A 14,480-nucleotide genomic window follows, 5' to 3' on the forward strand; every position below is an offset into this window, starting at 1 on the left:
CAATCGCCCGCCTACGATAGAGCCCGTGCAGACCCCACTCGCCCAAATCGCCCGGCGCTGGACGCCCACACCCCGGACCCTCCGGCGCGCTGCGCTCTCCGCGGTCGTGATGAGCGTGGTCATCATCGTCACCGGCGGCGCGGTCCGGCTGACCAGCTCCGGTCTCGGCTGCGACGCCTGGCCCAAGTGCACGGACGACAGCCTCTTCGCCACCCCCGAGCAGGGCATCCACGGCGCGATCGAGTTCGGCAACCGGATGCTGACATACGTCCTGTCGGCGGCGGTCGGCTGGACGATCGTCGCGGCACGCGCCACCAAGCCGCTGCGGCGCGGACTGACCCGGCTCGCCTGGTCACAGTTCTGGATCGTGATGGGCAACGCCGTGCTCGGCGGCATCACGGTCTGGGCGGGCCTCAACCCCTGGACCGTGGCCGGGCACTTCCTGCTCGCCACCGGGCTGCTCACGGTCGCCACCATCACCTGGCAGCGCACCCGCGAGGGCGACGGCACGCCGCGCCCGCGCGTCCCGCGCCCCGTCTGCAAGCTGTCTTGGGCGATCGTCGCCGTCTCGGTGCTGCTCATCGCACTGGGCACGACGGTGACCGGTTCCGGCAAGCATGCCGGCGACAGCAGCGACGTACCGCGTATGCCGTGGGACTGGGCGGACGCCGCGCATATCCACGCCTTCGCCGCCTGGGCGGTCTGCGCGCTGGCCGTGGCGATGTGGCTGGTGCTACGGGTGGTCGACGCCCCGGACGACACCCGGGCGCGCGCCCGCGATCTGCTGATCGTGCTGCTCGCCCAGGGCGTCATCGGCTATGTCCAGTACTTCACGCACGTCCCGGAGACGCTGGTCGCCGCCCATATGCTCGGCTCCGCGCTGATGTGGATCGCGGTGGTGCGCCTCGCGCTGAGCCTGCGCGAGCGTCCGCAGAACGACGCGGAGATCCCGGCGCAGGCCGACTCGGCGCTCTCCCGCGTCTGACGGTCGGGCGTCCGGCTGCCGGACGCCCGACCGTCAGGCGTCCGGCAGTGCGTAGACCCGTCGGGCATTGCCCGCCGCGATCATCCCCGCGACCCGTTCCGCGTCCGTACGGGCCCAGGCGCCGTCGCCGACCCAGCCGCCGAGCACCCGGCTGAGCGCCTCCCGGAAGATCCGGGCACCCACCACATGCAGCTCCGGCAGGCCGCGCGCACCGCTGGAGAACAGCAGCTTCCCGAATGGCGCGAGCTCCAGGATCTCCGCGAGGACGGCGGCGGCCCGAGCCCCTGTGTGCACGAGAGCGGGCCCGAGATCGGCGTACACATGCGGGTAGACGCTCGCCAGATGCGCGGCGTGCCGGTGGTACGGATAGCCGTGCAGCAACACCAGATCGGTGCCGAGACCGGCGGTGGCGGCCGCGAAGCCGGTGAGCAGCATCGGATCCTCGACCCCGACATGCAGCTGGAGCGGCAGACCTGAGGCGACCGCGATCCACAGCAGATGCCGCACCAGTACGGGATCGGTGAGTCTGCCGCCGACCTGCCGCCCGGCCAGCCAGCGTCCGGCGGCCCCGCGCACCTCCCCGGGGCCCGGGGGCTCGGGGGCGAGGGCGAGTCCGTGGCCCACGGCCGTGACCGAGGTGAAGGCGACGGCGGAGGCGGCGGCCCCGTGCACGGCCTCGGCGAGATTCGCGAGGAAGCTCTCCACGGTGCCCGAGGTGTCGGCGACCTGCTCGGCGAGGAGTTCGAGACGGACGATCTCGCGCGCGTCGGCCGAACCGGCCGCGGCGATCTCGCGCGGGCCCGTGAGGTCACCGGGCAGCCCGGTGTCCACGAGATAGGTGGAGATTCCGCTGCCCCGCAGCAGCCGTCTGCCCGCCTCGAGCACGCCGAGCTCGCGGCGGCGGGCGAGATAGCGGGCGGGCGGGCAGTGCGGCTCAAGACCCAGCAGCGGCGGGCACCAGCGCCGTACGGCGAAGCCTGTCTGGGTGTCGAAGAAGGTGGTGCCGGGCGCGGGTGGCCCCGCAGTCCTGCCCAGCTGGGCCTCGAAGGTGCCGAGGCCCAGCTCCGTACGGAGCACTCCGTGGCAGTACTGGTCCACAAGGGTCGGGGTGTCGATCATCCGGTCTCCCATTCGTGGACCGTGCTTCCACAGTCCTAACGGGTGACACCCCGACGAGGTGTTGCTCAGTCGTTGGACGGACCGCCGACCTGGATGCCCGCCATCCGGGTCCACTCGTACGGCCCAGTGCGGACCTTCGCCGCGAACTCGCCGTCGAACGACTCGTGCAGCGTGATCCCGGCCTTCTCGGCCGCGGCCTGTGCGATGGAGTGGCTCGGCGCGACAAGGTCGCCCCAGCCGCCGTCCTCGCCGACGAGCACGAGGCGGGTGCCCGCCTGACCGATGTACTCGAGCTGCCCCTCGGCGCCGCCGTGCGCCTTGGCGAAGGCGCCGATCTGCTTGGCGAGCTTGGCCGCCTTGCGCTCTGCCTGCTTGGTGTCTGCCATGCATCGATGCTACTTGCGGGTACGGCGCCCTGGCGACGCCGGGTCACGTGGTGTGGGCCACTGGTGCCCGCCCGGACCCCCGGTCCTCGGGTGTCCGAAGGGCCGGAGTGCGGCTAGCGCAGGAAGGGGTCCACCGCGACCGCCACGAAGAGCAGCGACACATAGGTGATGGACCAGTGGAAGAGCCGCATCTCCTTGAGCTTGCCGCCCGTCGCCCCGGACTTGGCGCGGCGCTGCAGCGAGTGCGCCTCCCAGAGCCACCAGCCGCCGGTGACCAGCGCCACCGCGGTGTAGAACCAGCCGGTGTAGCCGAGCGGCGTCAGCAGCAGCGAGACGGCGACCATCACCCAGCTGTAGAGGACGATCTGCCGGGCCACCACGGTGTTGGAGGCGACGACCGGAAGCATCGGCACGCCCACGCGCGCGTAGTCCTCCTTCACCTTCATCGACAGCGGCCAGTAGTGCGGCGGCGTCCAGAAGAACATGACGAGGAAGAGGATGACCGCGGCCCACGACATCGAGTTGGTGACGGCGGACCAGCCGATCATGACCGGCATGCAGCCGGCGATGCCGCCCCAGACGATGTTCTGTGAGGTACGGCGCTTAAGGATCATCGTGTAGACGATGACGTAGAAGAGCAGCGCGCCCAGCGCCAGCGCGGCCGACAGCCAGTTGACGAGGAGCCCGAACCAGAGCGTCGAGACGACGGCGAGGGCGAGACCGAAGACCAGGCACTCGCGCGGCGACACCATGCCGGTGACCAGCGGACGCTGCGACGTACGGTCCATCAGGGCGTCGATGTCGCGGTCGATGTACATGTTCAGTGCGTTGGCGCCGCCTGCGGAGAGGTAACCGCCGATGCACGTCGTGAGCACGAGCCAGAGGTCGGGAACATCCTGCGCGGCGAGGAACATCACCGGAACTGTGGTGATCAGCAGCAGCTCGATGATCCGTGGCTTGGTCAGCGCCACGAATGCCTTGACGCGAGCCCCGAACGGCCGATGGCCCCCCGGGCTGGGAGTCAAGACGACCCCTGCGGGTCGGGACTCGACGGCCGTCACGCACACCCCTGACAGAGAAATCCCAGCAAGCTCCGGGGGGTACCTCCCATGCCCGATGGGCTATGGGGGAAGTGAATACCCGTGAAGACTTGCGCGTACCACGCCACTCTAGACGTTGCCCGGACACCGATCTTCGCGGGGGTGGGCTCGTGTTGAGCGGTGGCCGCACGGCACGCGTATACACCGCCGACAGGCGGAGACGACGCTCTGACGGCACCCTGGCTGTGTCCGGTTTTTTGAAAGGCGTGCACTCGAAAAGAGGCGCGTTGCTCCGGGGGTAGGCTCGACAGCGCCCGGTCTTCCGTCGTCACCGGGATACGAACATGTGGAGAGGAGCCCTGACCCAGGGTGAGCACCAAGCCGACCACCACAGACCTCGAGTGGACCGATCTGGACCAGCGGGCCGTTGATACCGCCCGCGTCCTGGCCATGGATTCCGTACAGAAGGTCGGCAACGGCCACCCCGGTACGGCCATGAGCCTCGCGCCCGCCGCCTATGTCCTGTTCCAGAAGCTCATGCGGCACGACCCCGCCGATCCGGACTGGACCGGCCGCGACCGGTTCGTGCTCTCCGCGGGGCACACGTCCCTGACCCTCTACATCCAGCTCTTCCTGGCCGGGTACGGCCTGGAGCTCGATGACCTGAAGGCCTTCAGGACCTGGGGTTCGAGGACCCCGGGCCACCCGGAGTACGGGCACACGCCGGGCGTCGAGACGACGACGGGCCCGCTCGGCCAGGGCGTCGCCAATGCCGTGGGCATGGCCATGGCCTCCCGCTACGAGCGCGGCCTGTTCGACCCGGATGCCGCCCCGGGCACCTCGCCGTTCGACCACACCATCTGGGCCGTCGCCGGTGACGGCTGTCTCCAGGAGGGCATCTCCGCCGAGGCGTCCTCGCTGGCCGGGCACCAGAAGCTCGGCAACCTGGTGCTGCTGTGGGACGACAACCACATCTCCATCGAGGGCGACACGGAGACGGCCGTCTCCGAGGACACCCTCAAGCGGTACGAGGCGTACGGCTGGCACGTCCAGCGTGTCGAGCAGAAGCCCGACGGCGACCTCGACCCGGCCGGTCTCTACAAGGCCCTCAAGGCGGCGCAGGCCGAGACGGAGCGCCCCTCCTTCATCGCGGTCCGCTCGATCATCGCCTGGCCCGCCCCGCACGCACAGAACACCGAGGCCGCGCACGGCTCGGCGCTCGGCGACGAGGAGGTCGCGGCCACCAAGCGCGTCCTCGGCTTCGACCCGGAGAAGAGCTTCGAGGTCTCCGACGAGGTCCTCGCGCACGCCCGTGAGGCGCTCGACCGCGGCCGCGAGACCAAGGGCGAGTGGGAGAAGACGTTTGCCGCGTGGCGCACCGCCAACCCGGAGCGCGCCGCCGAGTTCGACCGGATCCGCTCCGGCGAGCTCCCGGTGGGCTGGGAGGAGAAGCTCCCGGAGTTCGAGACCGGCAAGGGTGTCGCCACCCGCGCCGCTTCCGGCAAGATCCTGCAGGCGCTGGGCGCGGTCATTCCCGAACTGTGGGGCGGCTCCGCCGACCTGGCCGGTTCGAACAACACGACGATCGACAAGACGTCGTCGTTCCTGCCCGACGGCAACCCGCTGCCGGGCGCGGACAAGTACGGCCGCACGATCCACTTCGGCATCCGCGAGCACGCCATGGCCGCGACCATGAACGGCATCGCGCTGCACGGCAACACCCGTATCTACGGTGGCACCTTCCTGGTGTTCTCCGACTACATGCGCAACGCCGTACGTCTCTCGGCGCTGATGCACCTGCCGGTGACGTACGTGTGGACGCACGACTCGGTCGGCCTGGGCGAGGACGGGCCGACCCACCAGCCGGTGGAGCACCTGGCCTCGCTGCGCGCGATCCCGGGCCTGAACATCGTCCGGCCGGCCGACGCGAACGAGACCGCCATCGCCTGGCGCGAAATCCTCAAGCGCTACACCAAGAAGTTCGGCAAGGGCGCCCCGCACGGCCTGGCGCTGACCCGCCAGGGTGTGCCGACATACGAGGCCAACGAGGATGCCGCCAAGGGCGGTTACGTCTTGTTCGACGCCGAAGGGCCCGAAGGGCAGGGCACGGCGCCGCAGGTCATCCTCATCGGCACCGGCTCGGAGGTCCAGCTGGCTGTCGAGGCGCGCGAGCAGCTGCAGGCCGCGGGCGTTGCGACCCGGGTGGTCTCGATGCCGTCCGTCGAGTGGTTCGAGGAGCAGGACCAGGCGTACAAGGACAGCGTCCTGCCGCCGGCCGTGAAGGCCCGTGTCGCGGTCGAGGCAGGTATCGGTCTGACCTGGCACCGCTTCGTCGGCGACGCGGGACGCATCGTTTCGCTGGAGCACTTCGGCGCTTCGGCCGACGGCAAGGTCCTCTTCCGCGAATTCGGCTTCACTGCCGACAACGTGGCCGCTGCCGCCCGGGACTCGCTTGAAACTGTCAATGGGCTGGAAGCCGCCGCGCGCTGACGCCGGTATACGACAAGTAGGAGATGCAATTCTCATGACAGACGCACTCAAGCGCCTCTCCGACGAAGGCGTCGCGATCTGGCTCGACGACCTGTCGCGCAAGCGGATCACCTCCGGCAATCTCGCCGAACTGATCGACCAGCAGCACGTCGTGGGCGTCACCACCAACCCCTCGATCTTCCAGAAGGCCATCAGCAGCGGCGACGGTTACGAGCAGCAGCTCGCCGACCTCGCCGTGCGCAAGGTGACCGTCGAGGAAGCCGTACGGATGATCACGACGGCCGACGTCCGGGACGCCGCCGACATCCTGCGTCCGGTCTTCGACGCCACCGGCGGCCAGGACGGCCGGGTCTCCATCGAGGTCGATCCGCGGCTCGCGCACAAGACCGCGGCGACCATCGCCGAGGCCAAGCAGCTGGCCTGGCTGGTGGACCGTCCGAACACGCTCATCAAGATCCCGGCGACGAAGGCCGGCCTGCCGGCGATCACCGAGGTCATCGGCAAGGGCATCAGCGTCAATGTCACGCTGATCTTCTCGCTGGAGCGCTACCGCGAGGTCATGGACGCGTACCTGGCCGGTCTGGAGAAGGCGAAGGCCTCGGGCCTGGACCTCTCCAGGATCCAGTCCGTGGCGTCCTTCTTCGTGTCCCGTGTGGACACCGAGATCGACAAGCGGCTGGACGCCCAGGGCACCCCGGAGGCCAAGGAGGCCCGCGGCAAGGCGGCTCTCGCCAATGCCCGTCTGGCGTACGAGGCGTACGAAGAGGTCTTCAGCAGCGACCGCTGGGCCGCGCTCGACAAGGCGCAGGCCAATAAGCAGCGTCCGCTGTGGGCCTCGACCGGCGTCAAGGACCCGGCGTACAAGGACACCATGTACGTCGAGGAGCTGGTCGCCCCGGGCACGGTGAACACCATGCCGGAGGCCACCCTGGAGGCCACCGCCGACCACGGTCGGATCACCGGTGACACGGTCCGCGGCACGTACGAGCAGGCCCGCGCCGACCTCGACGCCGTCGAGAAGCTCGGGATCTCCTACGACGAGGTCGTGCAGCTGCTCGAGGACGAGGGCGTGGAGAAGTTCGCGACGTCCTGGAACGACCTGCTCAACTCGACCGAGGCCGAGCTCAAGCGCCTCGCTCCTTCGGAGGGCTGACCAACTTGTCCGGTCTCAGCGGAGCCAACCCGCTCCGTGACCCTGCAGACCGACGGCTCCCGCGTATCGCGGGGCCGTCGGGCCTGGTCATCTTTGGCGTCACGGGCGATTTGTCACGTAAAAAGTTGATGCCAGCCGTCTATGACCTGGCCAACCGCGGGCTGCTGCCGCCGGGCTTCTCGCTCGTCGGTTTCGCCCGCCGTGAGTGGAAGGACGAGGACTTCGCACAGGAGGTCCACGACGCCGTCAAGGCTCACGCCCGTACGCCGTTCCGCGAGGAGGTCTGGCAGCAGCTCATCCAGGGGATGCGCTTCGTCCCGGGCAACTTCGACGACGACGACGCCTTCGAGCGGCTGAAGTCGACCATAGATGACCTCGACAAGAAGCAGGGCACCGGCGGCAACTTCGCGTTCTATCTCTCCGTACCGCCGAAGTTCTTCCCGAAGGTCGTCCAGCAGCTCAAGAAGCACGGGCTCGCCGACCAGAAGGAGGGTTCCTGGCGCCGCGCGGTCATCGAGAAGCCGTTCGGCCACGACCTGGTCTCCGCCCAGGAGCTCAACCAGGTGGTGCACGAGGTCTTCCCGTCCAACGAGGTCTTCCGGATCGACCACTATCTCGGCAAGGAGACCGTCCAGAACATTCTGGCGCTGCGCTTCGCCAACACCCTCTTCGAGCCGATCTGGAACCGGTCGTACGTCGACCATGTCCAGATCACCATGGCCGAGGACATCGGCATCGGCGGCCGTGCCGGCTACTACGACGGTATCGGCGCCGCCCGTGACGTCATCCAGAACCACCTGCTCCAGCTGCTCGCGCTGACCACGATGGAGGAACCCGCCTCCTTCGACGCGGACGCGCTCGCGGCCGAGAAGACCAAGGTGCTGGGCGCGGTGAAGCTGCCCAAGGACCTGTCCAAGAACACGGTGCGCGCGCGGTACACGGCCGGCTGGCAGGGCGGCGAGAAGGCCGTCGGCTATCTCGAGGAAGAGGGCATCGACCCCAAGTCGAAGACCGACACCTACGCGGCCATAAAGCTGGGGATCGACAACCGCCGCTGGGCCGGAGTCCCGTTCTACCTCCGTACCGGCAAGCGGCTCGGCCGCCGTGTCACGGAGATCGCGGTGATCTTCCAACGCGCCCCGCACTCCCCCTTCGACCACACGGCGACGGAGGAGCTGGGCCAGAACGCCCTGGTCATCCGCGTCCAGCCGGACGAGGGCGTGACCCTACGGTTCGGCTCGAAGGTGCCCGGCACCTCGATGGAGGTGCGGGACGTCTCGATGGATTTCGCGTACGGCGAGTCCTTCACGGAGTCCAGCCCGGAGGCGTACGAGCGCCTCATCCTCGATGTCCTGCTCGGCGACTCCAACCTCTTCCCGCGTGTGGAGGAGGTCGAGCTGTCCTGGAAGATCCTCGACCCGATCGAGAAGTTCTGGGACGAGCACGGCAAGCCCGCGCAGTACCCGGCCGGGACCTGGGGTCCGGTCGAGGCGGACGAAATGCTCGCACGCGACGGACGGAGCTGGCGTCGGCCATGAAGATCGACCTTACGGACACCACAGCCAGCAAGATCAACAAGGCGCTGGTGCAGGGACGGCGGGCCGTCGGCACGCAGGCCGTCGGCATGGTGCTCACCCTTGTCATGGTCACCGACGAGGAGAACGCCTACGACGCGCTGAAGGCTGCCAACGAGGCGTCCCGCGAGCACCCCTCGCGAAAGCTCGTCGTCATCAAGCGGGTCTCGCGTTCGCCGCGCGACCGGGCGAAGGCACGCCTGGACGCCGAGGTACGGGTGGGCGCTGACGCGGGCACCGGTGAGACGGTCGTCGTGCGGCTGTACGGCGAGGTCATCAACCACGCCCAGTCGGTGGTGCTGCCGCTGCTCCTGCCGGACGCGCCGGTAGTGGTCTGGTGGCCGGTTAACGCGCCGACCGACCCGGCCAAGGACCCGCTGGGCGCGCTGGCACAGCGCCGGGTGACGGACATCTACGCCTCCGAGAAGCCGGTGCGGGAGCTGGCGGCGCGAGCCGAGGTGTACACCCCCGGCGACACCGATCTTGCCTGGACCCGGATCACGCCGTGGCGCTCGATGCTCGCGGCCGCTCTGGACCAGGTCAACTGCGACGTCACCGGGGCGGAGGTGGAGGGCGAGGAGTTCAACCCGAGCTGCGAGCTGCTCGCCATGTGGCTCGCGGACCGGCTGAAGGTGCCGGTGAAGCGCTCGTCCTCCGCCGGTCCCGGCCTCACCGCCGTACGGATGGAGACCAGCTGCGGTCCGATCGTGCTGGACCGGGCGGACGGCTCGCTGGCGACGCTGTCGATCCAGGGCCAGCCGGACCGGGCGGTGGCCCTCCACCGGCGTGATACGGCCGAGCTGATCGCGGAGGAACTGCGGCGGCTCGACCCGGACGACATCTACGCCTCGGCGCTGCGGTTCGGCGTGGACCGGCTGGCCGGTCCGGAGGAAACCGGGGCTGACGATACGTCGGAGTCCGATGCCAAACCCGCCTCCGCGGCCAAGAAGTCCGCTCCGGCCAAGAAGGCGGCTGCGAAGTGAGTGCTCCACAACTCGTTGTCCACCGGGACAAGGAGTTGATGGCACAGGCCGCCGCGGCCCGGCTGATCACGAAGATCGTGGACGCCCAGTCCGCGCGCGGCTCGGCATCGGTGGTCCTCACGGGCGGTCGCAACGGCAACGCCCTGCTGGGCGCTCTCGGCACCTCACCGGCCCGGGACGCGATCGACTGGCCGCGGCTCGACCTGTGGTGGGGCGACGAGCGGTTTCTCCCGGAGGGCGACCCGGAGCGCAATGTCACGCAGGCCCGCGAGGCCCTGCTGGACAAAGTGCCGCTGGATCGGGCCCGGGTGCACGCGATGCCCGCGTCGGACGGCGAGTACGGCAACGACGCGGACGCGGCTGCTGCCGCGTACGCGGCCGAACTCGCGGCCGCGGCGGGTCCTGAGGACCATGGTCCGGTGCCGACGTTCGACGTACTGATGCTGGGTGTCGGCCCGGACACCCATGTGGCGTCCCTCTTCCCGGAGCTCCCCGCGGTCCGCGAGAGGGAGCGCACGGTGGTCGGCGTCCACGGCGCGCCCAAGCCGCCGCCGACCCGTATCTCGCTCACGCTTCCGGCGATTCGCGCGGCACGCGAGGTGTGGTTGCTGGCGGCGGGCGAGGACAAGGCGAAGGCCGTGAAGATCACGCTGTCTGGCGCGGGCGAGGTGCAGGCTCCCGCGGCGGGCGCGTACGGACGCGGCCGGACGCTGTGGCTGCTGGACGCTGCGGCGGCCGCACAGCTGCCGCGCGGCCTGTATCCGCCGGCGTCGGCCTGACCGTGGGGCTCCGCCCCGGACCCCACGCGCCCGCAGGGCGGCGTACGGGGTCCGGGGCTCGCCCCCACGCGGCGGAGCCGGACATCGATGCAGCGGGAAGGGGCGGGTCCCGGAACAGGCCCCGCCGCGGGCGCTCATCCCGCCCGGTTCTCCACCCGCCGGACGAACTTCAGCCCGGACCAGTCCTCACCCAGCGCCGCGACCTTCACATCGACGATGCCGAGCGGGAGGAAGAGGTCCCGCAGCGCGTTCTCGGTGATGTCGCTCTCATGGCCGGCAGCCTTGCGCGGCCAGGCGATCCAGAGCATGGCCGGGTCCGCCAAGTGCTCGACGAGCGCCGCCGCGTCGGCTGCCAGGATCGGAGTGCGCACGGTAGAAGGCCAGCGTCACATCGGCGTCGCGCGAGCCGCGCTCGCCGACTCTGACTCCTTCGGGCAGTTCGGGAAGTGTCCAGTCCTGGGGCCGGTGTCTGAGCGCGACGCGCTGACCCGGCTTGATGCCGAGCTTCTTGGCCAGCGGAGTGCCGGGGTAGCCGGATGTGGTCATACGGGGATTGTCGCGCCGTCCTCGGCCGCATCGCATCCCGCCGTCCGCTCCTCCCGTATCAGAACGGCTCCAGCGGCCCCGTGCCCTCCCGGCGGTGCACCCGGAACCACCACGCGGTGAAGAAGACGGTGCAGGCCGGACTCAGCACCGCCGGCACCCGGGCGGGTGTCAGCAGCCACGGCCGTGCGGGCGCTGTCAACGCGCCCAGCACGGCCAGGACCACCACCGGTACGGCGGTGGTCAGGAGCCACCGCACCCGCCACCAGCCGACGACCCGCTCATCGGGCGTGTTGTCCGCCGGCCGCAGCCGCACCGAGCCCTCCCCCGTCGTCGGCTCAACGACCGCGTAGCGTGCGGTACTTGGTGACCAGCGTCGAGGTCGAGCTGTCCAGGTTCTCGCCGCCCTTTCCTGCGGTCAGCACCGGCTCGATCTTCCTCGCCAGGACCTTGCCGAGCTCGACGCCCCACTGGTCGAAGGAGTCGATGTTCCAGATGGCGCCCTGTACGAACACCTTGTGCTCGTACAGTGCGATCAACTGCCCCAGCACGGACGGCGTCAGCCCCTCGGCGAGGACCGTCGTCGTCGGGTGGTTGCCCGCGAACGTCTTGTGCGGCACCAGCTCCTCGGGGACGCCTTCCGCCCGTACCTCCTCCGGAGTCTTGCCGAAGGCGAGCGCCTGTGTCTGCGCGAAGAAGTTGGCCATCAGCAGATCGTGCTGGGCGACCAGACCGGGCGGCAGGTCCGCGACCGGATGGGCGAAGCCGATGAAGTCCGCCGGGATCATTTTCGTGCCCTGGTGGATCAGCTGGTAGTACGCGTGCTGGCCGTTGGTGCCCGGCGTGCCCCAGACCACCGGACCCGTCTGCCAGTCCACCGGATTGCCCTCGCGGTCCACGGACTTGCCGTTGGACTCCATGTCGAGCTGCTGGAGGTAGGCGGTGAACTTGCTCAGATAGTGGGAGTACGGCAGCACCGCATGCGTCTGCGCGTCGAAGAACTCGCCGTACCAGACCCCCAACAGGCCCAGCAGCAGCGGCGCGTTGGCCTCTGCCGGGGCCGTACGGAAGTGCTCGTCGACCAGGTGGAAACCGTCGAGCATCTCCCGGAAGCAGTCCGGGCCGATCGCGATCATCAGCGAGAGGCCGATGGCGGAGTCGAAGGAGTACCGCCCGCCGACCCAGTCCCAGAACTCGAACATGTTCGCCGTGTCGATGCCGAAGTCGGCGACCTTCTCGGCGTTCGTCGACAGCGCCACGAAGTGCTTGGCCACGGCTTCCTGGCCGGCCTGGAGACCGGTGAGCAGCCAGTCGCGGGCTGAGGTGGCGTTGGTGATGGTCTCGATGGTGGTGAAGGTCTTGGAGGCGATGATGAAGAGCGTCTCGGCCGGGTCCAAGTCCCTTACGGCCTCGTGCAGATCGGCCCCGTCGACGTTCGACACGAAGCGGAAGGTCAGCTCGCGTGCGGTGTAGGAGCGCAGTGTCTCGTACGCCATCGCCGGGCCCAGATCGGAACCGCCGATGCCGATGTTCACGACGTTCTTGATGCGCTTGCCGGTGTGTCCGGTCCACTCGCCCGACCTGATCCGGTCGGAGAAGGCGCTCATCCTGTCGAGCACCGCGTGCACCGCGGGCACCACGTTCTCGCCGTCCACCTCGATCACTGCGTCACGCGGGGCGCGCAGCGCCGTGTGCAGGACGGCGCGGTCCTCCGTGATGTTGATCTTCTCGCCGCGGAACATCGCGTCCCGCAGTCCGAATACATCGGTGGCCACGGCCAGCTCGCGCAGCAGCGCCAGCGTCTCGTCGGTCACCCGGTGCTTGGAGTAGTCGAGATACAGATCTCCGACCTCGAGGGTGTACTCGGTGCCGCGCGCCGTATCGGCTGCGAACAGCTCCCGCAGATGCGTCTCCCCCAGCTGCTCGCGGTGCTTGCCGAGAGCAGTCCATTCGGGCGTCTGGTTGAGCCTGGTACGGCCTTCTGCGTTCACAGAGATTCACCTCGCGTGGACGGTCGGTTCAGCCCCGCTGACCTGCTTTTCGGCCGGGGGTCCGGGGGGTTCCCCCCGGGAAGACACAGCATCTTGGACATCAGCCCACTTCTTCTCGTACCTGCCTGCATGCCCCACTGCGTCTCCAACCTAATTGATCAGCGGGGTCAGCGACGCGACAGCGGGCACGAAGAGTACGGCCGTCAGCAGAGCGGGTGCGTTCGGTCCCCAGGCGGCGGCCGCCGCACCGCCCAGCAGGGCGCCGAGCGGGGCTCCGGCGACCGCGAGCGTACGGAAGGCGGAGTTGATACGGCCCAGCATCGCCGCCGGACTGCGCTCCTGCGTCAGCGTCATCCGGTTGACGTTCCACACCATGCCCATGACCCCGAAGACCGCCATCGAGGTGATCGTCACCCACAGCTCGCGCACGGATCCCATCGCGACCAGGCATCCGGTCTGCACGATGCCGGCTGCGAACACGCTCCGTATTCGGCCGAAACGCTCGGAGAAACGGCGGGCCAGCAGACCGCCGACCGCACTGCCCGCCCCGGCAGCCGTGATCACCGCCGCATACCCGCCGTTCCCGGCGTCCAGCCAGCCGGTGACATGGACGACGAGGGTGGCGACGAGGGCACCCATGCCGATATTGCAGAGGGTGGTGGCGATACAGAGTCCGCGTTGCACGCGGTCCCGCCACAGGGTCCGCAGCCCTTCCCCGATCTCGCCGCGCAGGGTGCTGCCGGCCGCTCCTGGAGCCCTCGAAGGCGCCCCGACCCGCAGTGAGGCGACCAGCACCGCCGCCACGGCATACGTCGCCGCATCCGCCGCGTACGGCATGGCGGCGCCCACCACGAGCAGCGCCGGCACCACCGGGGCGGCCAGGAAGCTGCCGACGATCTGCTGTGCGGTCATCAGCCTGGCGTTGGCACTGCCCAGCGCCTCGGCCGGCACCAGTGAGGGCAGCAGTGCTGTGGCAGCGTTGTCGAAGAGCGTCTGGAGCGTGGTGAGCGCGAAGGCGAGCCCGAAGAGCAGGGCCATCGAACTCAGGTCCAGCCACACCGCGACGGCGAAGGCGGCCATCAGCGCGCCCCGCAGCAGATCGACGGCCCACATCGCCCGCTGCTGGTCCACCCGGTCGGCGACCGCGCCGCCGAGCAGTCCGAACAGCAGCCAGGGCAGATAGCCGCACGCCGTCACCGAGGCGATCAGCAGCGGGTCGTCGGTCAGTGAGGCGGCGAGCAGCGGCATCGCCGCCGTCTGGAGCGAGTCGCCGAACTTCGAGACGACGGCGGCCGTCCACAGCCGTCCGAACCCCCCGCGCCATGCGGGTGTTCGCGTCTGTGCCGCTTCGGTCGCCGTCACAACATCCCCTTCCGGTCCGTGATTCAGAACCGTAAGGGGTGCCACTGACAATGAAGCAAAAGTTCGGCCGGACAC

General features: G+C 69.4%; 12 protein-coding genes and 1 pseudogene. 6 read left to right on the top strand and 7 right to left on the bottom strand.

Annotation, left to right across the window (positions count from 1 at the left end; all coding sequences use genetic code 11):
* Positions 1 to 25: 25 nt before the first annotated feature.
* Complete coding sequence (locus tag OG966_RS10215) at positions 26 to 985, top strand: COX15/CtaA family protein (RefSeq protein WP_406732455.1); 960 nt, start codon at positions 26 to 28, stop codon at positions 983 to 985.
* A 33-nt stretch (positions 986 to 1,018) separates the two neighbouring features.
* Here OG966_RS10215 and OG966_RS10220 read toward each other — a convergent pair whose 3' ends face one another.
* From OG966_RS10220 to OG966_RS10230, 3 genes are all read right to left on the bottom strand, one after another.
* Positions 1,019 to 2,104: an amidohydrolase family protein gene (locus tag OG966_RS10220; RefSeq protein ID WP_326649166.1), complete on the bottom strand. Its 1,086-nt coding sequence runs from the start codon at positions 2,102 to 2,104 to the stop codon at positions 1,019 to 1,021.
* 65 nt (positions 2,105 to 2,169) lie between these two features.
* The gene (locus OG966_RS10225; RefSeq protein ID WP_326649167.1) at positions 2,170 to 2,490 is read right to left on the bottom strand and encodes a hypothetical protein; all 321 of its coding nucleotides are present in this window, start codon (positions 2,488 to 2,490) and stop codon (positions 2,170 to 2,172) included.
* Between the two features lie 113 nt (positions 2,491 to 2,603).
* Complete coding sequence (locus tag OG966_RS10230; RefSeq protein ID WP_326649168.1) at positions 2,604 to 3,551, bottom strand: heme o synthase; 948 nt, start codon at positions 3,549 to 3,551, stop codon at positions 2,604 to 2,606.
* A gap of 348 nt (positions 3,552 to 3,899) precedes the next feature.
* On the opposite strand from OG966_RS10230, the gene tkt reads away from it, so the two are divergent.
* The 5 genes from tkt to pgl are packed head-to-tail and all read left to right on the top strand — an operon-like array spanning position 3,900 to position 10,509.
* The gene (gene tkt / locus OG966_RS10235) at positions 3,900 to 6,020 is read left to right on the top strand and encodes a transketolase (protein ID WP_326649169.1); all 2,121 of its coding nucleotides are present in this window, start codon (positions 3,900 to 3,902) and stop codon (positions 6,018 to 6,020) included.
* Between the two features lie 34 nt (positions 6,021 to 6,054).
* Positions 6,055 to 7,173 (top strand): transaldolase, encoded by a 1,119-nt coding sequence (gene tal / locus OG966_RS10240; RefSeq protein ID WP_326649170.1) that lies wholly within the window; start codon positions 6,055 to 6,057, stop codon positions 7,171 to 7,173.
* Between the two features lie 5 nt (positions 7,174 to 7,178).
* Positions 7,179 to 8,711, top strand: a complete 1,533-nt coding sequence (zwf, locus tag OG966_RS10245; RefSeq protein ID WP_326649171.1) for a glucose-6-phosphate dehydrogenase — start codon at positions 7,179 to 7,181, stop codon at positions 8,709 to 8,711.
* On the top strand, positions 8,708 to 9,730 hold the full coding sequence (gene opcA / locus OG966_RS10250; RefSeq protein WP_326649172.1) for a glucose-6-phosphate dehydrogenase assembly protein OpcA: 1,023 nt from the start codon (positions 8,708 to 8,710) through the stop codon (positions 9,728 to 9,730). The genes zwf and opcA overlap by 4 nt, the downstream gene beginning before the upstream one ends.
* Positions 9,727 to 10,509 (top strand): 6-phosphogluconolactonase, encoded by a 783-nt coding sequence (pgl, locus tag OG966_RS10255; protein ID WP_326649173.1) that lies wholly within the window; start codon positions 9,727 to 9,729, stop codon positions 10,507 to 10,509. Before opcA ends, pgl begins: the two co-directional genes overlap by 4 nt.
* 134 nt (positions 10,510 to 10,643) lie before the next feature.
* Here pgl and OG966_RS10260 read toward each other — a convergent pair whose 3' ends face one another.
* From OG966_RS10260 to OG966_RS10275, 4 genes and pseudogenes are all read right to left on the bottom strand, one after another.
* Positions 10,644 to 10,880: a hypothetical protein gene (locus OG966_RS10260; protein WP_326649174.1), complete on the bottom strand. Its 237-nt coding sequence runs from the start codon at positions 10,878 to 10,880 to the stop codon at positions 10,644 to 10,646.
* Positions 10,881 to 11,134: 254 nt separating this feature from the next.
* Positions 11,135 to 11,368 (bottom strand): annotated as a pseudogene (locus OG966_RS10265) (PH domain-containing protein); the annotation flags it as partial.
* Positions 11,369 to 11,390: 22 nt separating this feature from the next.
* Positions 11,391 to 13,043: a glucose-6-phosphate isomerase gene (pgi, locus tag OG966_RS10270; RefSeq protein ID WP_326649175.1), complete on the bottom strand. Its 1,653-nt coding sequence runs from the start codon at positions 13,041 to 13,043 to the stop codon at positions 11,391 to 11,393.
* Between the two features lie 150 nt (positions 13,044 to 13,193).
* Complete coding sequence (locus OG966_RS10275; protein WP_326649176.1) at positions 13,194 to 14,405, bottom strand: MFS transporter; 1,212 nt, start codon at positions 14,403 to 14,405, stop codon at positions 13,194 to 13,196.
* Positions 14,406 to 14,480 lie beyond the last annotated feature (75 nt).

Source organism: Streptomyces sp. NBC_01750 (genome assembly GCF_035918095.1).
Taxonomy (GTDB): Bacteria; Actinomycetota; Actinomycetes; order Streptomycetales; family Streptomycetaceae; genus Streptomyces.